This window comes from Glycomyces albidus (assembly GCF_009451885.1).
In the GTDB taxonomy this organism is placed as follows: Bacteria; Actinomycetota; Actinomycetes; order Mycobacteriales; family Micromonosporaceae; genus Glycomyces; species Glycomyces albidus.
In genome coordinates this window covers 17,556-42,492 of sequence record NZ_WIAO01000022.1, presented here as the reverse complement: position 1 = coordinate 42,492, position 24,937 = coordinate 17,556, and the positions used below count along the sequence as shown (strand labels likewise).

The window sequence follows — 24,937 nt, the reverse complement described above, 5'->3', positions numbered from 1 at the left end:
GGCGGCCCCGCTGCACGGTTCGGGCGTCAGTCGGTGGTGGGCTCGGAGGCCCCTTCGCCGGCCGGCTCCTCGCCGGCCGGCTCCTCGGCGGTCGTGTCGCCGCCGGTCTGCTTGACCCACTCGGGGTACTGGGCGATCCACTCGGTCATGGTGTCGTTCTGGAGCGCGGCCCACAGCGCGTCGGCCGCGATCTGCTGCTCGCCCTCGGCGATGACCTCCGAGGATCCGACCTCGGTCTCCTGCGAGGTCGCGGGGACGCGGATCGACGTGATGTCCTCCGGGTTGAGGTCGCGCAGGTTCAGCGCCAGGTCGATCGCGCTCAGGCCTTCGGGCAGGTCGAGGGTCAGCTTGCCCTCCAGGCCCTCGAGGACGTCGTTGAGGCGCGTCGGGTCCGAGGCGTAGCCGTCGGCCTTGAGTTCCTTGATGAGGGCCTTGATCGCCTGCTGCTGCATCGCCTGGCGGCCGTAGTCGCCCCACAGGCCGCGCTCGTAGTCCTCGGGCTCGTCCCACGGGTAGCGCTGCCGGATGAGGTCGAGGGCCTCCTCCTTGTTGTAGTAGTTGCAGCCCTCGGGGAAGACGCGGTTGTCGCCGTGGATCGAGGTGATCTCGTGCCAGGGGCACAGCTCGATCTCGCCGACGAGGTCGACCAGGTCCATGAACCCGTTGAAGTCGACGGTCGCGCCGATGTGGAACTCGACGCCGGTGAGGTTGTAGATCGTGTCGACGACGTTCGCGCGGGTGACGTCCCAGTCGTCGGAGATCGACGCGGCGTGGTTCAGCTTCTGCATGCAGGTGTTGTTGCCCCAGTCGGGGCCGCAGTCGGGGATCTCCACGTACAGGTCGCGGGGGAGCGACACCATCGAGACCTCGGTGAGCTCCTTGTTGATGTGCACCATGATCATGGTGTCGGAGCGGGTGGAGTCGCCCTGCTTGTCGATGCCGAGCACGAGGATGTTCAGGGGGCCCTCGATGTTCTCGACGTCCATCTCGCCCCGGTTGTTGATGATGTCCTCTTGCTCGATCGTGTTGTTCGCCGTGTGGAGGGCGTACTGGGCGATCCCCGCGGTCGCGCCGGCGACGACCATGGTCACGCCGCCTGCGTACATCATGAGGTGGGCCCACCAGGGTGCGCCGCTCTTCACTGCCATGCTTCTCCCAGCGTCAGGTCGGCATTATCCCGTCTGATAACGCTTCGGCAACGCCCCCGAGCGCCCCGATCCAGGCTAATCGGCGGTCTCCGAGGATCCGTCGGTAGGGGTCTCCGCAGTGGCGTCCGCGGTGGCGCCGCCCGTGACCGCCGTGCAGTCCGGCGCGGAGTCCCCGCTCAGCCAGTCGGGGTGCTCGCACGCCCACTGCTCGACCGTGTCGGTGGCGATCGCCTCCCACAGGGCCTCGGACGCGACCTCCTCGTCCGTGCCCTCGTGGATGAGGACGTACGAGGTGCCGTTGATGCTGCCCTCCGAGGACGGCGTGCCGATCGACAGGATCTCGTTCGGGTCGATGTCGCGCATCTGCGTGATCATGTCCACCAGGTTGTACCCGCCGACGTCGACCGTAAGCGCGTCGCCGAACGAGCCGAGCAGCTCCACGGCCTTCGCCGGGTTCGTCGCGTAGCCGTTCTCCTTGGCCCGCTCGAGGATCTTCTTGATCGCCTGCTGCTGCATCTTCTGGCGCCCGAAGTCCCCCCATGTGCCGTTCGCGTAGTCCTCGTCCCAGTCCCAGCCGTACCGCTGGCGCACCAGGTCGAGCGCGTCCTTCTTGTCGTACTCGGCGCAGCCGGCCGGGAACGTCTTGTCCGTGTGGATCGAGGTGATCTCGTGCCAGGGGCACAGCTCGATGCTGCCGAGCTCGTCGACCATGTCGAGGAAGCCCTCGAAGTTCGCGATCGCGCCGCCGTCGAACTGGATGCCGGTGAGCTCGGTGATCGTCTCGGCCGTGTTCTGGAACGACTCGCCCCAGTCCTCGGAGTACGCGAACGCCTCGGTCAGCTTCGTCTGCTCCGCCGGGACGCCCGAGGGGACGTCGACCAGCAGGTCGCGCGGCAGCGAGATCATCGACACCTGCGTCAGGTCCGCGTTGACGTGCACGATGATGTTCGCGTCGGTGCGGGCCTCGCCGCCCGCGTCCACCCGCTCGTCGGTGCCGAGGACGAGGAAGTTCATCGGCCCCTCGATCGCGGCGCCCTCCTCGGTCTCGACGCGCTGGTCGCCGAGGAGGTCCTCCTGGTTCACCGAGTTGTTCACCAGGTTCAGGCTGACCTGTGCGGCGACGGCGCCGCCGCCGGCGACCACCATGACCATCGAACCGCTGATGACCATCGCCTTCGCCCACCAAGGCGAGGTCGCCTTGGCGGCATGCTTGCGCGGGTTGCCCATGAGTCTTCTCCCGGGAACAACGTCAGGTGGGGTGTCGCGGCGCAGCCGGGGGAGGCTGGCCCGCTCTGCGGTGAACACGCGTGGTCCACCGGCGCGGTTGCGTTCACCAGACAGTAGTTCATGTTCACCGGGTAGCCGCCTCGCATACCATCCCGCCCGGCCGTCGGTGAGGAAGTACGCGAATCAGCCGAGCGAAAAGAACATGATGCTCGCCACAATCGCGGCGATCGCGAGCGCGGCCGCGAGCTTCGGCCCGCTCCACGGGCGCCCGGCCACCACCCGGCCGGTCTCGCCGTGCACCGCGACCATCCGCCGCCGGCCCCGGTGCGGGTACGACGCCAGCCACACCGGCAGCAGCACCAGCCGGTAGGACAGGCCCGTGTACGCGGTGTCGATCACCGGCACGTGCTGCGCGTCCCCGCCGATCCGCTCCCGCACCTCCCGCTCCACCTCGGCCGCCATCCGCGCCTTCGCGAGCGCCAGCCCGACCTCAGGTTCGAGGTCGTACCGCTGCACCCACCGGCCTTCGAGGCGGCCGGGCGCGAACGGGACGGCGGCGCCGAGGTCCCAGTCCCGCATGAGGTCGGCGAGCATGCGCGCTTCGAGGAGGACCGTCGCCGGGACGGCGATGTCGGCGAAGGCGCGGTCGACGGCGCCCGCGGCGGGGCGCCAGAGCATGGCGCGCACGCGGGCGCCCTGGGCGGTCTGGGTCCAGTGGACGTCGCCGCGGGCCGCGCGGTACCGCGAGTGCGTCCAGGCGCTCCACACCCAGTACGGCAGGTAGGCGGCCCGGAACGAGGGCGATTGGTCGACGCGGCGGAACGCGGCGGGGGCGAACCAGCGGCGGCGGGCGCGTTCGCGCAGGAGGCGCCGGGCTTCGCGCCGTTCGACGTTGAAGGGGACCACGGCGTCGGGGACGATGACGGCGTCGGGGGTGTCGTCGGCGTAGCGGGCCGTGGCCTTGGGCGGCAGGGCGGCCCAGTCGGGGTCCACGAGGCGCCGCGCGGCGGGGCGGCCGTGGTGGGCGGTGCCGCACGCGTCGCAGGCGAGCACGGTCGCGCCGGGGGCGTCGGGCAGCGGCTCGCCGCAGGCGGTGCATGGACACGCTGGGACCAAAGCGCACCATCCTTCCATTTCGGGCAATGCCCCAACTGTAAGGGCCGAAGCCGCGCGGCGGAGGAAAACGGTTCGGGCCCATGCGCATCCGGGGGACGGGCGGTCCGGGGCCGGCACCTGCGGCACTGGATATATCGCCGCGGCGGTGGCAGGATAGAGCGCGTGACGCCACGGAGGGAGCTCACGTCAGCGCGTGATTATGCCGACCAGTACCGGCGTCTGCGCGGACTCATGCGGTCCGGCCAGGTGGCCGAGGCCGTCAGCGAGGCGACCTGGATCGTCTACAACTCCGAGACCGCGCAGCAGCGGGCGCAGGCGTGGCTGTTCATCCTCCAGGGCCAGATCAACCAGCGGGCGATCGACAAGATCCCGAACACGATCGACCAGGCCGGGACGGCGGTGGCGCGCTGCCGGGACCCGCGGCTGGACGGGAAGTACCACGCCCTGGCGGCCTGGTACTACCACCACCACATCAAGTCGCTCGACTTCACGGCGCAGCGGCTGGTGCTGTCCTCGCGCGCGCTGCGGTCGATGACCGAGTCGAGCCAGGCGGCGGTGGACGCGTGGTACGACCTGGCGGTGATCCTCTCGAACTGCGGGTACCAGCAGCAGGCGGCGGGGGCGCTGGACCAGTGCCACACGCTGGCCGAGCGGGCCGGGGTGATGCGGTCCTCTGTGGAGGGCGTGGAGATCCGGGTGCGGGACGCGCTGCTGCGGTACTACACGGGCGATCCGCGGGCGTGCACGGGACAGCTGCGGCAGGAGCTGCGGCGCGTGAAGCCGAACCTGCACGACCTGGACACGCGGGAGCTGGAGTGGGTGCACTACGCGCTGGCGCGGCTCTCGCTGCTGGGTTTCAGCGAGCAGTGGTCGGTGGAGCACCTGCTGCCGGAGGAGACGTCGTCGGTGGAGGCGATGGACCTGCGGACGATGGCGCGGGCGTCGCGGCTGATCGCGCAGGCGCGGGGCCTGGAGGCCCTGGAGGTGCTGGAGGCGCGGGAGATCGGGGACGAGACGCTCGGGGTGATGGAGCCGCAGCACCTGCGGTCGCTTGCGCTCGTGGCGAAGGGCGACCACGCGGCGTCGATCCTGGCGGCGCACGCGACGACGTACGCGCTGTACAAGCAGATCAACGAGTTCCACACGATCTACCTGGCGTCGGCGGCGGCGCTGGTGGACCACGACCAGTTGCGGCGGGCGGCCGCGGGCTGGGCGGACCGGGCGAACACGGACGAGCTGACGGGGCTGCCGAACCGGCGCCGCCTCGACGCGTTCCTGGCGGAGGTCGACGGGGACGGGATGATCGCGGTGCTCGATCTGGACGGGTTCAAGGCGGTGAACGACACGCACGGCCACCAGGCCGGGGACGCGATCCTGCAGCGGCTGGCGGCGCTGCTGTCGAGTGTGGTGCGGTCGGGGGACCTGTTGGCGCGCACGGGCGGCGACGAGTTCATCATGGTGCTGCCGGGCGCGACGGAGTACGACGCGGACGCGGTGTCGCAGCGGATCCGGGTGGCGGTGGCGGCGGAGAACTGGGAGTACTCGGTGCCGGGGACGCCGGTGGACGTGTCGATCGGGTGGGCCCGGCTGGCGGCGGGCGGGAACCCGGCGCAGACGCTGTGGGCCGCGGACCAGGCGATGTACCAGATGAAGCGGTCGCGGAAGGGCCTTTTAACGCCGGGTCCCCTCAAGGCGCGGTCGGTCGGCGGGGTCTACTGGCAGGGCTCGTGGACGGCGTCGAGGTCGACGCCGGCGACGGCGCCCGCGAAGCCCTCTTCGGCGTAGTGGGCGCAGGCGGCGGCCCGGTTGGCGGGGTCGGCGGCGTAGTCGACGGCGAGGACGGTCTTTCCGGCGTCGCGGACGGCGCGGGTGTTCGCGAGGTTCTCGGCGCACCACTCCTCGGTGCAGGGGATGTCGGTGTCGAGGAACCAGAGGTCTTCGATGCCGATGCCGTCGATGGCGTCGAGGTACCCGGTCTGCTCGATGAGCTCGGGGGAGTTCTGGGGGAGGATCGCGAGCCGGTCGGCGGTGTAGGCGTCGGCGGCGATGACGAGGTCGGCCATCTTGCGGGCGAGGGTCTCGCGGGTCTCGCCGGGGACGAGGGCGAGGTCGATCTCCTCGTAGGCGTTGGTGACGTCGAGGTAGACGCCGTCGAATCCGGCGGCGAGGGCCTGGTCGAGGCGGGGCTGCATGACGAGGTCCCACCAGCGCTGGTCCCAGTACCGCACGAAGTACTCGTCGGGCCAGTCGCCCCACTGGTTGAGGACGAGGTCGGTGCCGGCGACGGCGCCGTACTCGGGCCGGTAGGTCTCGATGGAGCCCATGGAGAAGTAGGCGTAGACGGTCTTGCCGGCGTCGTGGAGGGCGGCGATCTCGTCGGCGGTGAAGTAGTCCTCGCCGCCGTCGCGGGCGAGGTCGATGACGACGGTGGGCTGGGGCGCGGCGGCGACGGCGTCGAGCGCGTCGTTCTCGTAGCCGGTGAGCTGGTAGAGCCAGCTTTCGGGCGCTTCGGCCGCGGCCGTATCCTCGGTGCCGGGCCCGGCGGTGTCCTCGGCGGCGGGTTCGCCGGCGTCGGACTCCTGCGTGCACGCGGCGAGGGCGCCGGCGGCGAGGAGGAGCGGCAGTGCGAGCATCGCGGCCCGGGAACGTCTCATGTCCGGCAGCTTAGGGCCGCGGCGCCACCGGTCGGGGCGGCCGCTCAGTCGTAGTCGGCGATCGCCTCGGCGACGGCCTCGACGGCGAGGGCGCGCACGACGTCGACCGAGGCGGGGACCGTGCCGCAGGAGGCGGCGATGAACGCGTCGCCGTCCATCCGGGTGTGGACGGGGCTGATCGCCTTCGCCAGCCCGTCGTGCGCGCCCTGCGAGACGAGCGCGCATTCGACCTTGTCGAGCCTGGCGTTCGTGGCGACGACGCCGATGGTGGTGTTGCGGCCGAACGCGCCGGCGGCGAAGCCCTCGGGCTGGAGCAGGTCCCGGTCGAGCGGCCCGGGCTCGCCGAAGGCGTTGACCGCGGCGAGCGCGGTGACCACGACCGGTCCGGCGTTCACGGTGGCGGTCCGCAGCCCTGACGGGAGGGTGGCCCCGCGCCACTGGCCGACGGTGGCGCCGCGGCCGGCGCCGATCGGGCCGTCGAGGGCGGGCTCGAACGGGGCCATGGCGGCGTCGCAGGCTTCGTAGCCGTGGGCGGCGGCGGGGACGTTCCCGGATCCGTCGAGGTCGTAGAGGCCGAGGGCCGGGACGATCGGGACGGTCCCGCCGGAGGTGGGGACGCCGCGGCCGCGTTCGGCGAGCCACTGCATGACGCCGTCGGCGGCGGCCAGGCCGAAGGCGGAGCCGCCGGTGAGGAGGACGGCGTCGATGCCGGTGTTGGAGCGGAGGGGGTCGAGGAGCTCGATCTCGCGGCTGGCGGGGGCGCCGCCGCGGACTTCGCCGGAGGCGAGCACCGCCTCCTCGAACAGCAGCACCGTGCAGCCGGTGTGCTCGCCGGTCCAGTGACCGACGCGAACTCCCAAGTCCCGCATCAGGACAGCGTACCGCCACGGGCCCGAAACCTGCTCGTCGAATTCGATAACCGAACGGTAACTAAGTGCTTTGTAGACAGTGTCGCGGGCCACCTGTGACCCACGCGAAATCGCTGGATTTCCCTCGTCAGGCGGGCTTAACATTGATGCAGAGGCCCAGAGAGGCGGAGCCGGAACGGCGAACCCGAACCGATTCCGCGAGCGGCCTCCCGAAGCGGTCCAAGGCGATCGCAACGGTTCCCCGCCGTCGACAATGGCGTCATCGACGAGCGGTTCCCCCTTCAGAATCCACGATCCGGCGCACCCCGCCGGGAAGGAATCATCATGCACGAATTCGTAGGTGCTTACCTCGCAGTCGACGCCGCCAACACCGTTGCCACCTCGGCCCTGCCGAACGCCCCGGTCGTTGACGACGGTCGGGCTGACAAGCCGTATGCCTTCGGCGTCACCCGTCCCGAGAAGGTCCGCCTCTCGACCGCCGGCGTCCTGCGCCGCGTGGCCGACCGCGTCGAGGGCCGCGCCCTCGCCGGCCTGGCCCGCTAGGTCCGAGCGGCGAGCGCGCCCACAAGGCGCCGAGCCGAGACTGCACAATTCCAACACACTGACGGCGACGCGTCGCGGCCTCCGGGCCCGGCGCGTTTCGTCCGCCCGGACACGGGCAAGGGCCCTGGCCGCCCCGCGGCCGGGGCCCGCTTCGTCGTCCCTGACGGCGTTCGACCGTCCGGCGAAGCCGGGAGTCCGCCGGCGTTTCCGGGGCCGCGGTATGCGACGAGCGCCCGTCCGGCAGGACGGGCGCTCGCGGGTGTTTCCTGGTGAGGGTGGTTCGTGCGGCTACTCGGCCGGGGCGGCCTTGCGGCGGCGGGTGGCGATGAAGAGGACGACGCCCAGGACCAGGGCGGCGGCCGCGCCGGCGAGGATCCACGTCATCGACGAACCGGTCGTCGGGAGTTTCCCGGAACCGGAGCCGGTGCCGTTGAGGACCAGGTCGGCCCGGTTGTCGTCGAGCTCGACCTCGATCGCGCCGGGGTAGCCCTCGTTCTGGAACGCGACGATCTGGAGGACGCCCTTGGCGTTCGCGTTCTCGTCGGTGACCTTGACCTTCAGCTCGACCTCGTACGAGGCGTCCTTCGGGATACTGGTGAAGATGCAGACGAAGTCGGCCGCGTCGCGGTCCTCGATCGCGGGGAGGGTCTCGCCGACGAATTCACCGGTGAACTCCCGGCAGTACGCCGAGTCGTCGGAGGCGACCGACACGAACTCGGTGCCCTTCGGCAGCTCGCCGACGAGTGCGTACGAGCCGGGGCCGTCGAAGAAGCTCCAGGCGTCGGCCGGGCCGGCGTTCTCGACCGGGATGGTCACGGTGACCTGGTCGCCGTTGTCGCCCTTGATGTTCGCGTCATCGACGGCGAGGTCGTACGGGTGGTTCGGGGAGGTCGTGATCTCGATCGAGCCGTACTCGTCGAAGTCGTCCGGGTCGTGGGACCCGTCGGCGATGCCCAGACCGAACAGGTCGCCGGTGGAGGGCACGTCGCCGAACTCGGCTTCGAGCTCCTCGGCGTTCACCGCGCGGACCTCGAAGAAGCAGCCGCAGAGCTCGACCGGTCCGGGGACCTCCTTGAACACGGTGAACGAGATCGGCTGGGTGGTCACCATCGCGGCGCCGGCCTGGTCCGGGAAGTCGGTGACGACGCACGTGACGCCGGGGCCGCCGGCGAACCCGTCGAAGCAGTTGTCGTACGGCGCGGTCACCTCGGCCGTGCCGCTGAGGATGTAGTCGGGGGCGGAGACCCCGTAGACCAGCGCGGCCGTGTCGGCCGGGAGATCGCCGTCCTGGAGGTACATCGGGCCGGCGTCGACGGTGCTGCCGGACTCGATCTCGAGCGACAAGGGGGCGTAGCGGAACGGCGAGTCGCCGGCGTCGGGGGAGACGACCTCGACGGTGCCGCTGACCGGGTCGAGCACGGCGTCGTCGACGGCGACCAGCAGGGACCAGTCGTACTCGCCCGGGGCCACGTCGGCGGTGGTGTAGTCGAACGCGAACTCGATCTCGGCGTCGGCGGCCTCGGCGGTGCAGTTGACCGCCTGGGGCGGGACCATCTCCATCAGGCAGGCGCCGTCGCCGGTCTCGCCGTCGGCGAGCTCCCAGCCGTTCCCGTAGACGCTGAGCTGCGCGAAGACCTCGTGCTCGCCGGGGGTGAAGTCGTCGCCGAACTCGAGCACGATCGAGCCGGTCGCGAAGTCGGCGCCGGCTTCGACGGGCTCGCCGAACACGACGGTCGCCTCGGGTTCGGGCGTCTGGGCCTGGGCGGGGAGCGCGAACGCCCCGGCGCCGACGGCGGCGGCGCCGATGAGGGCGGCCAAGCGCGTCGGGACGCGCTCGACCAGGGACTTGGGTGCAGGCATGGCGGTTTCCTTGAATGGTGTGAGTAGACAGTCCCTTGTGGTTTTCACTCTCGGGACCCGATGACTACTAGACGCACCTCGGTCCGCACCTGATGCACCCGATCCGAAGATTTTTTCTCTATGTAGCGCAGCGCACACGGAAGGGGCGCCCCTCCGGTGGAGAGACGCCCCTGTTCGTCCGTGCTCGTACCGCTTTAGGCGTGCCACCCCGGGATGGGGAACGCCTTCGTGTACTCGCGGATCTCGCCCGCGATCTGGTCCAGCTCGGCGTCCTTGCCGTCCTTCGCGGCCGACACGGCCCGGTCGATCCAGCCCGCGATCGCGTCCATGTCGCCCTCGGCCATGCCGCGGGTCGTCACCGCGGCGGTGCCGATGCGCAGACCCGACGGGTCGAACGGCTTGCGGGTGTCGAACGGGACCGTGTTGAAGTTCAACTCGATGCCCGCGATGTCCAGGGCCTTCGCCGCCGGCTTGCCGCCGATGCCCTTGCTCGTCAGGTCCGCGAGGATCAGGTGGTTGTCGGTGCCGCCCGAGACGAGGTCGAAGCCGCGGTCGGTGAGCGCCGACGCGAGCGCCTTCGCGTTCTTCACGATCTGCGCCGCGTAGTCCTTGAACGACTCCTTCGCGGCCTCGCGCAGCGCGACCGCGATCGCCGCGGTCGTGTGGTTGTGCGGGCCGCCCTGGAGGCCGGGGAACACGGCCTTGTCGATCGCCTTCGCGTGCTCCTCGTTCGCGAGGATCATCGCGCCGCGCGGGCCGCGCAGGGTCTTGTGCGTGGTGGTGGTGACGACGTCGGCGTGCCCGACCGGCGTCGGGTGCGCCCCGCCGGCGACGAGCCCGGCGATGTGCGCGATGTCGGCCATGAGGACCGCCCCGACCTCGTCCGCGATGGCCTTGAAGCCCGCGAAGTCGATGGTGCGGGGGATCGCGGTCCCGCCGCAGATGATGAGCTTCGGGCGCTCCCGGCGGGCGATCTCGGCGACCTCGTCGAGGTCGATCAGCCCGGTGTCCTTGCGGACCCCGTACCGCGGGTTGTTGAACCACTTGCCCGTCGCGGACACGGCGTGCCCGTGGGTCAGGTGCCCGCCCATGTCCAGGGCCATGCCCAGGACGGTGTCGCCCGGGTTCAGGAACGCCAGGTAGACGGCCAGATTGGCGGGGCTCCCCGAGTACGGCTGGACGTTCGCGTGGTCGGCCCCGAACAGCTCCTTGGCCCGGTCGACGGCGAGCTGCTCGATCGGGTCGATGAACTGCTGGCCCTCGTAGTAGCGCTTCCCGGCGTACCCCTCGGAGTACTTGTTGGTCAGGATCGAGCCCGTCGCCTCCATGACCGCCTGGGACACGTAGTTCTCGGACGCGATGAGGCGGATCTTCTCGGACTCGCGGCGACCCTCGGCCTCGATGAGCCGTTCGATCTCGGGGTCGGCGGCCGCGAGTTTCGCGGTGAGGGCCTCGTAGGCGTCGGACATGCAATGCTCCTCGCTGATCGGCATGATCTCGCACGGCGACCGGGCAGGTGGCCTTGGTGATGCGAGCATAGCCCGGGGGACCGGCCGGGGGCCGGGACGTTTCCCTGCGTGTGAGACGGCCCGAGGCCCTCCGCGCTCACCGGATCGGCCGTTCGAGACTCCATTGCGTACACGCAGTACGGTGCGACGTATGTCACCTAGATCCGCCGCGAAGACCGTCGGCGCCGGGTTCGCGGTCGCGGCGCTCGCCGCGCTCGCCCAGCTCGGCCTGGCCTACGGCTTCGGGCTCCTCTCCTGGGCCGACGCGGCCCCGGGTGCCGCCGACCCCGTCCTCGACTACCGCTGGAACGCCAACCGCGCCTGGGTCGCGTGGTTCTCGGCCGTGTCCTGCATCGTCGGGGGCCTCGCCTCCGGCGCGATCGGCTCCCGCGCCGCCGCGAACGCCACCCCCGCGACCCGCGTCGCCGCGGTCGTCGCGAGCGCCGCCGGCGCCTTCGCCGTCGGCCCGCTCGTCGCCCTCTCCGCCGAGCAGGGCGCCGTGTCCTCCGGACTGCCCGCCGGGCCGCTCGTCGCGGCCGGGCTCGGCGCGGCCGTCGGGTTCGCGCTCGCCCTCATCGGGCTGTCGTCCCGGTCGGTCGCCGTCAACGTGGGCGCCTCCGCCGCGCTCGTGTGGCTCCTGGCGGTCCTCGCCGTGTTCTGGGACGTCGGCGAGCGCGTCACCCCCGTCACCGAACTCGCCGTCTGGGGCTCGTGGGCCGGCGCGGACACGTTCCTGGGCACGAGGGGGCTCTCCATCGCCGTCCCGTTCGTGACCGGATCCCTGCTCATCGGGGCCGTCGTGGCCGCGTGCGCCCGCCGCAGCCACATCTCCAGCTCGGGGTACCGGATCGCCGCGGCCTCGGGGATCGCCGGGCCGCTCATCGTCACCGTCGCCCACCTGGTCGCCGGGCCCTCCCGCGTCGACAACGCCGAATCGCTCGCGATCATCCTCGTCGGCCCGTATGCCGCGATCGCGGGGCTCCTCGGCTCCCTCGTGGTCTGCGCGCTCCCGAAGGCCGGGGGCCAGGTCGACGACCGCGCCGACGTGCCCGAGCACCGGGAGCCCCCGGAGGGCCTCGTCGAGTCCGCCCCCGGCTGGACGGTGCCCGCCCCGGCCTCCGCGTTCGACGACGACGAGACCCGCGACCTCCCGGCCGCGCCCGCGAAGCCGAAGCGGCCGACGCGCCGCGAGCGGCAGATCGCGAAGGACAGCGAGCGCGCCGCCAAGCAGGAGGCGCAGAAGCGCGCCGAATGGGAGCCGCAGGCCGGCGACGACGCGCCGAACCCGGACGTCGACTGGGTGCAGGAGCTCAAGGCCGTCGACGCGGCCGAGCAGCCGGAGGAGCCGAAGCCGGACCCGAAGCCGGCCGCGAAGCCGCGGCGCAAGACCGCGGCGAGCCGCCGCAAGCTCACCGGCGGCCAGGACGGGACGCCGTCCTAGACCGAACGGAGGCGGCCGGGCCCCGGACGGGCCCGGCCGCTCACGCGTTCAGACGTCCCATTCGTGGACGGGCCGGCCGTCGGCCGAGCGGGCCGCGTAGTCGAGGACCATCGCCCGCAGGGCGTCCCGCCGCTCCAGCCGCTGCCGGTGCTCGCCGACCTGGACCCGCGCGACCTGCCAGGTCGCGCCGTTCACGCCCCGGCGGCACCGCGCCTCCACGACCCCGAGGTAGCGGTCCACGTCCCGGCCGCCGACCCCGAGCGACGCCAGCCCCTCGGCGGCCTTCGGCAGGAGCGCTTCGAGCACGAGCCGGCGCACCGGCACCAGGCCGAGCCCGGGCCACTCCTGGTCGGCGTTGATCCCGTGCCGGGCCGCCGCGCGGAAGTTCGCCGCCGCCGTCGCGAACGGGAACCGCTCGCTCAGCGGCACCCGCGCCTCCGCGAAGTACGCGACCAGGCCGTAGAACAGGGCCATGTTCGCGCAGATGTCGACCGCCGTCGGGCCCGCCGCGACCACGCGGTTCTCCACCCGCACATGCGGGCGCCCCCGGTGCACGTCGTACACCGGCCGGTTCCAGCGGTAGACGGTCCCGTTGTGGTACCGCAGTTCCTGGAGGGTCGGGACGCCGCCGACGGCCATGACCGCCTCGGGGTCCTCCTCGTCGCACAGCGGTAAAAGGGGCGCGAAGTGCCGGTAGTTCTCGTCGAACAGGTCGAGGACGCCGGTGATCCACCGGTCCCCGAACCAGGCGCGCGGCTTCGCGCCCGCCGCCCGCTGCTGGGGCCGGCGCGTGTCGGTGCCCTGCTCGAACAGGATCACCCGCGTCTCCGCCCAGAGCTGCCGCCCGAACAGGTAGGGCGAGTTCGCGGCGGTCGCGACCTGCACGCCGGCGACGGCCTGCGCCGCGTTCCAGTACCGCGCGAAGTCCTCGGGCGACACCTGGAGGTGGAACTGGACCGAGGTGTTCGCCGACTCGGGGGCGATCGTCGAGGACGTGAAGTCCACCGACTCCGCGCCCTCGATCTCGATGCGCAGGTCCTCGCCGCGCTGGGACATGATCTCGTCGTTGAGGATCCGGTACCGCCGCGCCCGCGACAGGGCGTCCACGCCCATGTGGTCGGTGAACAGCGTCGGCATCGTCCCGATAGGACAGATCTGGACGCCGGCCTTCCCGGCCGCCTCCCGCACCTCGGCGAGCACCGCCGCGAGGTCGCTCTCGTACCAGGACAGCCCGGCGCCGTCCAGGAGCCGCGGCGGCAGGTTCAGCTCCAGGTTGAACGCGCCCAGTTCGTGCTGGGCGCCGTAGAGCGCGTCCTCCTCGCCGGAGGTGTGCAGGTGCTCCAGCACCGCGTCGTTCGCGAACGCCGGATCCCCGTCCGGTTCAACGAGGTCCAGCTCCAGTTCGAGTCCCGTCATCGGTCTGCCGCGGTCGAGCCGCTCGTCCGCCAGCAACTGCGCGAGGGCCGCTCGACCCGCCTGGAGCCGCGCCGCGTACGCGGGGTGATCCCAGTGCTTCAAGGCGGAGCCGGTCACCTCGTCGCCCATGTGTTCCCTCCCCAGGAATCGAACGTTTATCAACTCTAGGACTCTTGGTCATGCGCCGGCTACCAAAGGAGCAGTTGTTTCGTCCCGATTGGTGTAGGTCGCGCTCATATTAGGGAGCCGCCCTGGTCGGTGGTGTCGGGATCTTGACACAACGGGGTCCCGTCCCGCGACGCACCGTCGCGGAGCGGGTCGAAATGCGTTGCCGGACCGGTCGCCGCGGGAGCCGCCCGAGCCCGCCCCGATAGGATCGCCGCGTGTCCTCACCGCGCCCGCGCCACCGGCCCGCCGACTTCCTCGCCGCCAACCGCGGCGGCGGCCTCGCCACCCTCCTCGACCAGCGCGGCGGCGCCGTCTTCGCTTACGCCGCATGGCGACTCGGCCTGAAACCGACCCACCTGACGCTGCTCAACCTGGTGATCGGCCTCGCGGCCGGCGCCGCCGTCATCGCCTACATCCCGGTGGCGCGGGACGGCGCGCCCTGGTGGCCGGTCGCCCTCGGCGCGCTCGTCCTGTGGCACGTGGCGTACATGCTCGACTGCGCCGACGGCCAGCTCGCGCGCGTCACCCGCACCGGCTCCGACGCGGGCGCCCGCGTCGACATCCTCTGCGACATCGCCATCCAGGCGTCGGTCGTCGCGGTCGTCGCCGCCGTCGCGCACGCCTACACCCCGTGGCTCCCCGCCTGGTCCGGCGCCGCCTTCGCCGCCCTGTGGATGACCAACCTCGTCACCGCGGTCATGGCCAAAGAGGACGCGTCGGTGTCGATGGTGACGAGCACCGGCCTCGCCGTGCGCGTGGTCAAACTCGTCCGCGACTACGGCTTCATCGTCACCGTCATCGCGATCGCCCTCGCCGTCCCCGAGTCGATGGCCGCCGTGATGCTGTTCTTCGGCGCCGTCAACGCCCTCTTCCTCCTGGCGAGCATCGCGGTCAACGCCCGCGCGACCCTGCGCTGAACCGCCCGGGCGACGAGTTCCGTTGGCACCGGTCCGGTGTGCGGGGTCTCCGCGTCCGCTCTCCTTCGCCCGCACGGCATCCGGCATGCGGCCCGCACCCGGCCCGGTCAGCGTTCGGCGAGGAGCTCCTCGTAGATCTCGATCTGGCGGCGGAGGGTCACCTCGGGGGCGAAGACCGACTCGTAGCGGGCCCTCGCGTTCGCGGCGTAGGACGGGTCCTTCGCGACCTCGTTGATCGCGGCCGCCAGGGCGCCGGCCTCCGGCGGGGCCACGACGCCGGCCGGGGCGGGGGTGCCCTCGCCGGCGATGAACGGGGCGCCGCCCATGCGGGTGGCCACGACCGCGCGGCCAGCGGCGAGGGCCTCGATGCCGGAGGTCGGGAGGATGTCCTGCCAGATCGACGGCACGATCACCGCCGCGGACGCGGCGACGGCGGCGTCGCGCGCCACCGGGTCGAGCTGGCCGAGGTAGTGGACCTCGGGGTTCGCGGCGGCCGCGTCCTCGACGACGCCGCGCAGCGGCCCGTCGCCGGCGATGCGCAGCGGCACCGCGGGCCGGGCCCGCCGCCACGCCTCCAGCAGCAGTTCGACCCCTTTCTCGGGGACGAGCCGGGCGCTGAACAGGAACCCCTCGCCGAGCGGCGACACGCCCGGGTCGGCGACCGCGTTCGGCTTCACCCGGATCTGCGAGTCCTTCATGCCGATGCTCTTGAGGTACCCGGCCATGGCGTCGGTGAGCGCGATGAACCGGTCCACCGACCGCCACGTGTCGCGGTGCACCCCGAGCGCGACGGCCATGACCGCGCTCTGCGGGCGCGAGCCCCGGTAGCAGGCGTGCTGCACGCCCGGCGCGTTCCAGCGCCTCCCGTGGCAGTCGCGGCAGTCGTGCCCGTCCCTGAAGTAGAGCCCGTTCATGCAGTCGTGCCGGTAGTTGTGGATCGTCTGGACCACTTTGACCCCGGCGCGGTGTGCGGTGTGGACCACCGACGGCGACAGCAGCGGGTACGGGTTGTGCAGGTGCAGCAGGTCCGGGCGCTCGCGCTCGAGGAGCTCGGCGAGGCGCCGCTGCGTCCCGGCGGCGTGCACCGGCGAGGCCGCGAGCAGCGCCTTCTTCTGCGGCGGAAGGGAAGCGATCTCGTCGGAGGAGCGCAGGAACGGGACGACCTCCACTCCGGCCTCGCGGAGCGCGCCGATCTCGTAGTCCACGATGACGTTCTCGCCCGAGGGCTGCGCCGAGGAGTACCGGTTGTGGGCGACGACGATCTTCACTGGGTGGTCCTCACAGCGCTGCTTTCCTCACTGGGGTCTTCCTCACACGGGGTGGCGGGAACGGCTTTCAGCTCGGCCGAAGATACCGCAGGAGCCGAATAGGTGTAGGTTGTCGGGTACCGTGTCGGCGGGCCGCCCGGTGATGAGCGACGCAGCTCAGCGACGCAGCGTCGATCTCCGCCCGCGGACACTCACCTCCACCGTAAGCTGACGACCGCAGGGATGTGCAGTGGCTACGAGCCTGGAACGTCCAGCAAATAATCTCCACGGACGTGGAAGTGTTCCGTACGGACGGACGGGGACGCAGGTGGCCGGTGCTCGCGTGGGCGGTGACCCTCAACTGGTCACGAACGGCGCCACCCGCCGCACATGGCGCCGGCTCGTCCGCGCCTCCAACTGGCACCGCTACTACCAGGCCGCCCTCGTCGGCGCCGACGTCCTCGCCGCCCTCCTCGCCAGCGTCATCGCCGTCAACCTCACCCACTCCCCGAGCGCCGGCTTCGACACCGACGACCAACTGCACTTCTTCTACCTCACCGTCTGGCTGCTGCTGCCCCTCGCGTGGCTGCTCGCGCTGTGGGGCACCGGCTCGTACGACCGCCGCTACTTCGGCATGGGCAACGAGGAGTTCAAGCGCGTCATCCGCGCCTCCATGTTCATGCTCGCCCTGGTCTCCTTCGCCGCGCTCACCTTCAAGGCCGACGTCTCGCGCGTCGCGGTCGCCGTCATCCTCCTCGCCGCCGCCGTCCTCGTCATGGGCTTCCGGTACGCCGCCCGGTACGGCCTGCACAAGATGCGCCTCGCCGGGAAGGGCGTCCAGCGGGTCCTCCTCATCGGCGCCTACCCCGAGGCGCTCGAGGTGTACCGGACCGTGCGCCGCGCCCCCGCCGCCGGGCTCGTCCCCGTCGGCATATACGTGACCGAGGGCGCCTCCTCGGTCCGCAACCTCGACACCCCGGTCCCGGTCTTCGCCGGGACCGACGTCGTCACCTGCGCCGAGAAGCTCGAAGCGGACACCCTCGCCGTCTGCGGCTCCGCCTCCGCCGACGCCGCCGACCTGCGCCGCCTCGCCTGGCAGCTCGAGGGCACCGGACGCGACCTCGTCGTCGCCCCCGCCCTCACCGACATCGCCGGCCCCCGCGTCCACATCCGCCCCGTCGAGGGGCTCCCGCTCCTCCACGTCGAAGAGCCCAAGATCTCCGGCATCGGCTGGCTGATCAAGAACATCCTCGACATCTCCTCCTCCGTGTTCGGCCTGATCCTGCTGTCGCCGCTGTTCCTGGCCGTGGCCATCGCGATCAAGTCCGACAGCCCCGGCCCGGTGTTCTTCCGCCAGAACCGCGTCGGCCGCGACGGCGAGACGTTCTCGTGCTGGAAGTTCCGCACCATGTACATCGACGCCGAGGAGCGCCAGGCCGCGCTCATGATGCACAACGAGACCGACGGCCTCCTGTTCAAGATGAAGGACGACCCGCGCATCACCAAGGTCGGCAAATGGCTGCGCCGGACCTCCATCGACGAGTTCCCGCAGCTCATCAATGTCGTCCGCGGCGAGATGAGCCTGGTGGGCCCCCGGCCGCTCCCGGCCGAGAACGGCGACTTCCTCGGCGACGTGCGCCGCCGCCTCCTCGTGCGCCCCGGCATCACCGGCCTGTGGCAGGTCTCGGGCCGGTCCGACCTGTCCTGGGACGACGCGGTCCGGCTCGACCTGTACTACGTCGACAACTGGTCCCTCACGACCGACCTCCAGATCCTTTTCCGCACCGTCGCCGTAGTATTGCGCCGAAAGGGCGCGTACTGACGCGCACAAGGGCGTGTATCGAGCGAATCCACAGCCTGCGCCCAGGTGAACGCCAGGCCAACCCTGATAATCTTGGATCTTGATGACTACTTACGGAACCGGCAGCCGCATCCTCGTCACGGGCGGCGCGGGCCTGGTGGGGAGCCACCTGGTCGACGCGCTCCTGGCGAAGGGCTGCGACGTGACCGCTGTCGACAACTTCTCCACCGGCTCCCGCGACAACCTCGAGCCCCACGAGCGGCTCACCGTCGTCGAGGCCGACGTCACCGAGGGCCTCCCCGTCGGCGACGCGCCCTTCGACGCCGTCCTGCACTTCGCGTGCCCGGCCAGCCCGGTCGACTTCGCGACCCTCCCGGTGGAGATCCTCCGCGTCGACTCGATCGGCACCCTGCACGCGCTCGACCGCGCGCTCGCCGACGGCGCCCGCTTCCTCATGGCCTCGACCTCCGAGGTCTACGGCGACCCGCTCGTCCACCCGCAGCCGGAGTCCTACTGGGGCAACGTGAACCCGATCGGGGTCCGCTCCTGCTACGACGAGGCCAAGCGCTTCTCGGAGGCCGCGGTCGCGGCCTACCACCGCCACAAGGGCCTCGACGCGGCGATCGTGCGGATCTTCAACACGTACGGCCCGCGGATGCGCCCCGACGACGGCCGCGTCGTCCCCAGCTTCATCACCCAGGCGCTCGCCGGCGAGCCCCTGACCATCCACGGCGACGGCTCCCAGACCCGCTCGCTGTGCTACGTCGACGACCTGGTCGCCGGCCTGGTCCTGCTGCTCGAGTCCGGCGAGTACGGCCCGGTGAACCTCGGCACCGAGTACGAGCTCACCGTCCGCGAGATGGCCGAGGTCGTCCTGCGCCTGACCGGCTCGTCCTCGACGATCGAGTACACCGACCGGCCCTCCGACGACCCCGAGCGGCGCCGCCCCGACCTCACCGCGGCCCGCGAGCTGCTCGGATACGAGCCGCAGGTCCACTACGAGTCGGGCCTCAAGGCCACCATCGACTACTTCGCGGCGCGGCGCGACGCGGGCCGGCTCACTGCCATCTGAGCGTTCTCCGATGTCCGACCCCGCGTGCGCGGTCCCGTTGCGCGGGCGGACACCACGTAAGCTGGCCCCATGACGTATTCCGGTTCCAACTACCGCGGCAGCGCCTCGGTGCCGCCCGCCGGTGGCGGCGGAGGCGCGCGCGTCGCCGCAGCGGCGGCCGGCGGACCGACCCGGCGGGGCCTCATCGGCTCCGGGATCGGCCTCGTGGCCTCCATCGCGGCCACCGGCGGCGGTTTCGCGATCTGGTCGACCGCCAGGACCACCGACGCGGACCTCGAGCGCCCGTTCGACCTCGAGGCGATCCCCGAGGACGACCGCCCCGACCGGCTCAACGAGGCCCTGAACATCCTCGTCATCGGCTCCGACCACCGCGAGGGCAACTCCGAGGAGGACGCCCGCTCCGACACGGTCATCCTCATGCACGTCAACGAGGACGGCACGGAGGCGTACGGCGTCTCGATCCCGCGCGACCTGTACGTGCACATCCCCGAGTACGCCGCGGCCAGCAACTACCCCGAGTACACCGGCTCGAACGCGAAGTTCAACGCCGCGTACCACTGGGGCGGCATCCCGCTCACCGTGCTCACCGTCGAGGGCTTCACCGGCGTCCGCATCGACCACGTGGTCGAGATCGACTTCGCCGGCCTCGTCCAGGTCGTCGACGCCCTCGGCGGCGTCACCCTGGACATCGAGCCGGCCGACGCCCCCGACTACTACGACGAGACCGGCGTCACCTCGATCCACGGCGACCACCGGTTCTTCCCGGCGGGCCCGACCGAGCTCGACGGCGAGGCCGCGCTCGACTACGTGCGCCAGCGCTACCAGTGGAACCGCGGCGACTTCGCCCGCATGCAGCACCAGCAGCAGCTCATCAAGGCCATCATGGACTCCGCGCTGAGCGCGGGCGTCCTCACCAGCCGCAGCAGGCTCACGAGCTTCATCGAGTCCACCTCGGACGCGGTCAAAGTGGACACCGAGTTCAACGTCGTGTCGACCGCGATCAGCCTCATGGACCTGCGCAGCGACGACCTGGTCTTCATGACCACGCCGAACCTCGGCACCGACACGATGGACGGCGAGTCCGTCGTCGTCTACACGTACGACCTCGAGAACCCCGAGAACGACAACCCGGAGGCGACGACCCTCTGGGACGCGATCCGGGAGGACACCGTGAGCGCGTGGATCACCGAGCACCCCGACCTCGTCGGCGGCGAGGCCGCGGAGGAGTAGGCGTCGTCGAGCGCAGGGGCCTGGCCTTTCGGCCGGGCCCTGCGCTGTTGCCTCTGCGCCCGCAGCCGTCGACAGTGGTTGATGAGCCGGTTGGTTCTTTTGCGCTGCAATGGTTCTTCTGTGGCTGGAGGAGTCCATCCCGCAGTGCGGCATTGTGATCAAGGTCGTACCATGTGCTCAACGTACCTTCGACGACGAGGCGGAGCCGATGGCAGACAACGACGAATACGTGCCCGATTTCGACATCTCCAAGCCCACCATCGCCCGCGTCTACGACGCGACCCTCGGTGGCAAAGACAACTTCGCGGTCGACCGTGAAGGGGCGGCCGTCATCGCGCAGCACGTTCCGCGGATCAAGGAGGCGAGCCAGGACAACCGCCTCGGCCTCAAGAAGGGCGTGGAGTACGTCGCCCGGCAGGGCATCGACCAGTTCCTCGACATCGGCGCCGGCCTGCCGACGATGGAGAACACGCACCAGGTGGCCCAGCGCATCAACCCGGACGCGAAGGTCGTGTACGTCGACAACGACCCGATCGTGCTGGCGCACGGCCGGGCCCTGCTGGCGGACAACAAGAGCACGACCATCGTGACCGCCGACCTGCGCGAGCCCGAGTCGATCCTGGGCGACGCCGAGGTCAACGAGATGATCGACTTCTCCCGCCCGGTCGGGCTGATGATCGTCGGCCTGATGATGCACTTCCACCCCAGCGAGGACCCGGGGTCGTGGATCCGGACGCTGCTGGACGCCTGCCCGAGCGGGTCGTACCTGCACATCACCGACTTCGCCGACACCGGCTGGCCGGAGCAGAAGGCGATGGAGAAGTCCTGCGTCGAGGTCCTCGGCAACGGGTGGGCCCGCACGCCCGAGGAGATCGAGGCGCACTTCCAGGGGCTGCCCCTGGTGCCTCCGGGGATCGAGTTCCCCGCCCGATGGGTCGGCGGCGTCGAGAACCCGGACGTCCCGGCCGTGGAGGATCTCGAGGACTACCAGCGCATCATCATGATGGGCGTCGGGTACAAGGAGTAGCTCCCACACGCACGAAAGGCGCGCACCGGGCCGGATGCGCGCCTTCGTCGTGTTCGGGTCAACGATAGGGATCACTCGATCGAGTGAACTTGTTTCACCTGGGCGAGAGCGTCCAGGCGCCGGCGCCGGTCACTAGGAGTAGTGGTCCCGGATGATCCGGCGAATGATGTCGGGCGTCTCGCGCGGCTGGGCGGCCTGGACGCACAGGTGCTCCATCGCCGCCTGGTAGGCGTCCACATCGGCGTCGCGGTCGAGGTACAGGCCGCCGGTGAGGTGCTCCATGTAGATGACCGTCCTTCAGCTCCGGGTAGGCGAAGCGCAGCCAGGTGAACGGCGTGCCGGCCCCGGAGTGGGCGCCGCTCGTGAAGGGCACGATCTGGATGCGGACGTTGGGCCGGTCGCACGCCTCGATGAGCGAGTTGAGCTGGTCGCGCATGACGCCCCGCCCGCCGAAGGGCCGGTGCAGCGCGGCCTCGTCGATGACCGACCACAGTGTCGCGGGCTCGCGCTCGCGGTCGAGGATCTTCTGCCGCGCCATCCGCACGTCGATGCGGTGGTCGATCTCCTGGAGTGGGGTGTGCCCGTAGCCGAGCATGAGCAGGGCGCGGGCGTAGTCGCGGGACTGGAGCAGGCCGGGGACGAGCTGGACCTCGTAGGTGCGGATCGTGGAGGCGGCGGTCTCCATGTCGAGGTAGGCGCTGAACCAGTCGGGCAGGGCGTCGCCGTACCGGTGCCACCAGCTCGGCCGGTTGGCTTCGCGGCACAGCGACACGACGCGCTCGATCTCGGCCTCGTCGGTGACGCCGTACATGACCATGAGGTCTTCGACGTCCCTGAGCCGGAAGGAGACCCGGCCCAGCTCCATGCGGCTGATCTTGGATTCGGACCCGCGGATCTCGTAGGCGGCCTCACCGCGCGTGATCTTCGCGGCCTCGCGGAGCCGGCGGAGCTGCCCGCCGATCATCATCCGCAGGGCCGTGGCCCCGGTGGGATTGTCCTCTTTCGCCATTCCGGCCGCCTCCTCTCCGATGATCCGCCGGTAACGAACTCACCCTGACAGGGTAGCCGGTGCGGCCGTTCCTGCCAGGGTGAGAGTGCGGCCCTTGGGCTTCCGCCGTGCGTCCTAGACGATCAGGTCGTCGAACTCGCCGTCCTTCGCGCCCTCGACGAGCGCGCGGATCTCACCGACCGTGTAGATGAGGGCCGGGCCCTCGGGGAAGCGGGAGTTGCGCACCGCGATCTCGTCCCCGCCGGGCAGCGCGGCCAGCTCGACGCAGTTGCCGCCGTTGGGTCCACTGCGGCTGCTCTTGCGCCATGCCAGCGACGAAGGGAGTTCCCCTGCCGGGATTCCGTTGCGTGCCTTGTCCATAGAGATTCCTTCCACCAGTGGCCGGTACGTCCGGCCGGACTCTCCTGTTCCAAGACCGACGCCGGAGGAGCTGGAATCGGTTGCCGCGGGCCTATCAGACGGTGCTTGCGGCGGACGTTTCCGACATCCCTGCCGTCGATCGGGTTCAGTGTTGCACATTACAGACAGTGACTGCACATGAGGATGGACGCGCAGATGCACGTGCATCCGCCCGGTGTCGATGCATGTTACGATGAATGTGACAATGCACATAGACATGGCCGTGCAAGGTGTGCGACCGTAGTCACGGACTCAAATGCCGCTAACCGACGCTTCGGGCAGCGACAGGCGGAACCGGCCGAAACCTCCGGGGCGGCGGGCAATCGCCTTCGCGAAGGCGCGTCGCGCATCGCACAACTGAAGATCCAGTCATCGTCATGGGCCCGCTGCGGTGAGGCCCCATCGTCGCCCGGAGAGGGGTGGGGTTCCATATGGAACGTCTCGAGGCGCAGACGTTGCTGCAGGCGGCCGCGGCCGGGAAGCTGCGGAGCTCTATGTGCCAACAGGTGATGGCGATCGAGTACGACCGCAGCGGCCAGGTGCTGTACCGCTGCGCCCGCTCCTGCGGGAAGCACACCGCGGACGCCGCCCAGGTCCAGGCAGGACTCCTGTGGCACTACCGCGGACGCAGCCTCGGCGAGCACTACGGGCTCCCCGACGAGGACATCCTGGACGACATGTTCGCCTCGCTCCAGCTCGCCTGGATCCGCGACGGCAACATCTACACGGCGCGGTTCCGCTTAGGAGCACGCGCTCCCGAAGACCTTGCTCCATTGGTGGGATAGAGCTTCGGGGAGGCCGGTGGGGGCCTCCCCGAGCTCTTCACCAGACACCGAGACCGAGAACAACGCGAACAGTGCTGACACACTGAAACGGGCGGGACCGCGTAGGCCCCGCCCGTTCTCGGCGCCGTCCGGACGCCGGACCGCCTCGCCCGCGACGGCCGGCGGACCCGGGTGCGGCGGGCGCAGACATCGGCGCGGCGCGGTCGCACCCGCCCGCGAACCGGCCCGGCCTCAGGGAAGGCGCGACACCGTCACGTCGGCGCGCTCCCTTCGGAGCTGTTCCGCCCGGGCCCGGTTGCGTTCATGCCACCGCTGCAGTTCCTGCTCGCGCCCGCGGTACACGGGCGCTTCCCGCTTCGCGGCGTCGGCGCCGCCCGTCCGGCCGGCGCGCTGCTCCTGGGCCTGCGCCTCCCGGGCCGGGGCGTCCGTGCGGGCGGCGCGGAGTTCGCGTCCGCGGTACTGATCGCGCTCGCGGTCCCGCGCCGACTGCGACCGTTCGAGGTGCTGCTGGAACGAGGCCACCACCCGGTGGATCGCCAACTCCAGCGCCAGCGGCGCTCCGCTGCTGGACAGGCGCCCCTCCGTCATGACCTTGTGCATCGTCTGGTCGACCTGCATGACGAACGTCGAGGAGTAGGTCGGGCTCTGCGCCAACTGGTTCGCGGTCCGCTCGTCCACGCCGAGTCCTTGCAGGACACGCGCGACCCGGGGCGGTGAGGACGCCTTCCCCGGGCTGGCCAGGTCCTTGCGCAGCCGGCGGAACCGCGCCAGGAGCTGCTGACCGGGGTCCACGACGCTCTCGCCGGCGGCCGTCGGCACCACCACCGGCTTCGCCGACGAGACGCCCAGGGGCAAGCGCTGCGGCTCTTCCAGGTGCGGGTCCTGCTTCGCCGCCAACTGGTTCCGGGCGGCGAGCCACCGCTCGATCGACCTCGGTTCGGCCTCGACCGCCTGCAGGAACCCGTGGAGGGTCCGCCGCCGCGGTACGCGGACCTGGTCGGGATTGCACAGCTCGCTGATCGTCGAGACGCCGATCCCGTACTCCCCGGAGATCGACCGGAACATCTTGGTGCGTTCGGAGATCTCCCGGAGGGTCAGACCGGACGCGACCCACAGGCGCCGCATCTCCTTGCGGAGCGTCTTGACCGTCGGCGGCGGCGCGGGCTTCGCCTGGTCGAAGTAGTCGCGCCACGGCACGAAGACCACCGGTTCGGCGGTGTCGCTCCCGTTCAGGCCCAGCATGAGGTCGTGGTGCTGCTCCTCCCACAACTGCTGGTCCCCGTCGCAGGCCTCGACATAGGCGATCGTGGCGAGCAGGGTCGGGTAGCTGTCGCCGGACTCGGCGCGCCACAGCGTGGCCGCGCTGACGCCGGTGCGGCGGCTCATCGCGCGGAAGGTCGGCAGGCCCGCCCGCTCGCGGAGTTCACGGAGTGCGCCCGTGAACTCCGCGAGCAGGTGCTGGGCCAGCCGCGGGTAGAAGCGCCCCGGGGCGGCCATCGG

General features: G+C 71.0%; 20 protein-coding genes and 1 pseudogene. 9 read left to right on the top strand and 12 right to left on the bottom strand.

Annotated elements, in window-relative coordinates:
- Positions 1-26: 26 nt before the first annotated feature.
- From GFD30_RS17225 to GFD30_RS17215, 3 genes are all read right to left on the bottom strand, one after another.
- Positions 27-1,148, bottom strand: a complete 1,122-nt coding sequence (locus GFD30_RS17225) for an LCP family protein (protein ID WP_153026431.1) — start codon at positions 1,146-1,148, stop codon at positions 27-29.
- 75 nt (positions 1,149-1,223) lie between these two features.
- A complete protein-coding gene (locus GFD30_RS17220; RefSeq protein WP_153026430.1) occupies positions 1,224-2,375 on the bottom strand; it encodes an LCP family protein in 1,152 nt (383 codons plus the stop codon).
- A gap of 183 nt (positions 2,376-2,558) precedes the next feature.
- Entirely contained in the window at positions 2,559-3,491 is a 933-nt protein-coding gene (locus tag GFD30_RS17215) for a hypothetical protein (RefSeq protein WP_153026429.1), read from the bottom strand.
- A gap of 162 nt (positions 3,492-3,653) precedes the next feature.
- Between GFD30_RS17215 and GFD30_RS27995 the strand changes: the two genes are divergently transcribed.
- Positions 3,654-5,276 (top strand): GGDEF domain-containing protein, encoded by a 1,623-nt coding sequence (locus GFD30_RS27995; RefSeq protein WP_153026428.1) that lies wholly within the window; start codon positions 3,654-3,656, stop codon positions 5,274-5,276.
- On the opposite strand, the gene GFD30_RS17205 is transcribed toward GFD30_RS27995, so the two are convergent.
- Positions 5,204-6,145, bottom strand: a complete 942-nt coding sequence (locus GFD30_RS17205; RefSeq protein ID WP_227996519.1) for an endo alpha-1,4 polygalactosaminidase — start codon at positions 6,143-6,145, stop codon at positions 5,204-5,206. The genes GFD30_RS27995 and GFD30_RS17205 overlap by 73 nt on opposite strands.
- 44 nt (positions 6,146-6,189) lie before the next feature.
- A complete protein-coding gene (locus GFD30_RS17200) occupies positions 6,190-7,014 on the bottom strand; it encodes a P1 family peptidase (protein WP_153026427.1) in 825 nt (274 codons plus the stop codon).
- A 324-nt stretch (positions 7,015-7,338) separates the two neighbouring features.
- Here GFD30_RS17200 and GFD30_RS17195 point away from each other — a divergent pair, with 324 nt between their 5' ends.
- Positions 7,339-7,557, top strand: a complete 219-nt coding sequence (locus GFD30_RS17195) for a hypothetical protein (protein ID WP_112134239.1) — start codon at positions 7,339-7,341, stop codon at positions 7,555-7,557.
- 288 nt (positions 7,558-7,845) lie between these two features.
- Here GFD30_RS17195 and GFD30_RS17190 read toward each other — a convergent pair whose 3' ends face one another.
- On the bottom strand, positions 7,846-9,417 hold the full coding sequence (locus tag GFD30_RS17190) for an LPXTG cell wall anchor domain-containing protein (RefSeq protein WP_153026426.1): 1,572 nt from the start codon (positions 9,415-9,417) through the stop codon (positions 7,846-7,848).
- A gap of 194 nt (positions 9,418-9,611) precedes the next feature.
- A complete protein-coding gene (locus GFD30_RS17185) occupies positions 9,612-10,886 on the bottom strand; it encodes a serine hydroxymethyltransferase (RefSeq protein WP_153026425.1) in 1,275 nt (424 codons plus the stop codon).
- Positions 10,887-11,076: 190 nt separating this feature from the next.
- Between GFD30_RS17185 and GFD30_RS17180 the strand changes: the two genes are divergently transcribed.
- Positions 11,077-12,366: a hypothetical protein gene (locus GFD30_RS17180; RefSeq protein WP_153026424.1), complete on the top strand. Its 1,290-nt coding sequence runs from the start codon at positions 11,077-11,079 to the stop codon at positions 12,364-12,366.
- Between the two features lie 48 nt (positions 12,367-12,414).
- On the opposite strand, the gene GFD30_RS17175 is transcribed toward GFD30_RS17180, so the two are convergent.
- On the bottom strand, positions 12,415-13,911 hold the full coding sequence (locus GFD30_RS17175) for a glutamate-cysteine ligase family protein (RefSeq protein ID WP_153026423.1): 1,497 nt from the start codon (positions 13,909-13,911) through the stop codon (positions 12,415-12,417).
- Between the two features lie 254 nt (positions 13,912-14,165).
- Here GFD30_RS17175 and GFD30_RS17170 point away from each other — a divergent pair, with 254 nt between their 5' ends.
- Positions 14,166-14,867 carry a CDP-alcohol phosphatidyltransferase family protein gene (locus GFD30_RS17170; protein ID WP_322633352.1) on the top strand — a complete coding sequence of 234 codons (702 nt, stop codon included), beginning with the start codon at positions 14,166-14,168 and terminating at the stop codon, positions 14,865-14,867.
- 107 nt (positions 14,868-14,974) lie between these two features.
- Here GFD30_RS17170 and GFD30_RS27990 read toward each other — a convergent pair whose 3' ends face one another.
- A complete protein-coding gene (locus tag GFD30_RS27990) occupies positions 14,975-16,135 on the bottom strand; it encodes a glycosyltransferase family 4 protein (RefSeq protein ID WP_322633351.1) in 1,161 nt (386 codons plus the stop codon).
- Positions 16,136-16,364: 229 nt separating this feature from the next.
- Between GFD30_RS27990 and GFD30_RS17160 the strand changes: the two genes are divergently transcribed.
- The 4 genes from GFD30_RS17160 to GFD30_RS17145 all read left to right on the top strand — a co-directional run bounded on the left by GFD30_RS17160 (position 16,365) and on the right by GFD30_RS17145 (position 21,244).
- On the top strand, positions 16,365-17,936 hold the full coding sequence (locus GFD30_RS17160; protein WP_407649082.1) for a sugar transferase: 1,572 nt from the start codon (positions 16,365-16,367) through the stop codon (positions 17,934-17,936).
- Positions 17,937-18,018: 82 nt separating this feature from the next.
- Positions 18,019-18,987: a UDP-glucuronic acid decarboxylase family protein gene (locus GFD30_RS17155; protein ID WP_153026422.1), complete on the top strand. Its 969-nt coding sequence runs from the start codon at positions 18,019-18,021 to the stop codon at positions 18,985-18,987.
- A gap of 69 nt (positions 18,988-19,056) precedes the next feature.
- On the top strand, positions 19,057-20,217 hold the full coding sequence (locus GFD30_RS17150) for an LCP family protein (RefSeq protein ID WP_153026421.1): 1,161 nt from the start codon (positions 19,057-19,059) through the stop codon (positions 20,215-20,217).
- A 208-nt stretch (positions 20,218-20,425) separates the two neighbouring features.
- Positions 20,426-21,244, top strand: a complete 819-nt coding sequence (locus tag GFD30_RS17145; protein WP_153026420.1) for an SAM-dependent methyltransferase — start codon at positions 20,426-20,428, stop codon at positions 21,242-21,244.
- 132 nt (positions 21,245-21,376) lie between these two features.
- On the opposite strand, the pseudogene GFD30_RS17140 reads toward GFD30_RS17145, so the two are convergent.
- Positions 21,377-22,253: pseudogene (locus GFD30_RS17140) on the bottom strand (helix-turn-helix domain-containing protein).
- A 114-nt stretch (positions 22,254-22,367) separates the two neighbouring features.
- Positions 22,368-22,613, bottom strand: coding sequence for a DUF397 domain-containing protein (locus tag GFD30_RS17135; RefSeq protein ID WP_153026419.1), 246 nt, complete (start codon positions 22,611-22,613; stop codon positions 22,368-22,370).
- Positions 22,614-23,083: 470 nt separating this feature from the next.
- Here GFD30_RS17135 and GFD30_RS17130 point away from each other — a divergent pair, with 470 nt between their 5' ends.
- Entirely contained in the window at positions 23,084-23,437 is a 354-nt protein-coding gene (locus tag GFD30_RS17130) for a hypothetical protein (RefSeq protein ID WP_153026418.1), read from the top strand.
- 231 nt (positions 23,438-23,668) lie between these two features.
- On the opposite strand, the gene GFD30_RS17125 is transcribed toward GFD30_RS17130, so the two are convergent.
- Entirely contained in the window at positions 23,669-24,934 is a 1,266-nt protein-coding gene (locus GFD30_RS17125; RefSeq protein ID WP_153026417.1) for a helix-turn-helix domain-containing protein, read from the bottom strand.
- Positions 24,935-24,937 lie beyond the last annotated feature (3 nt).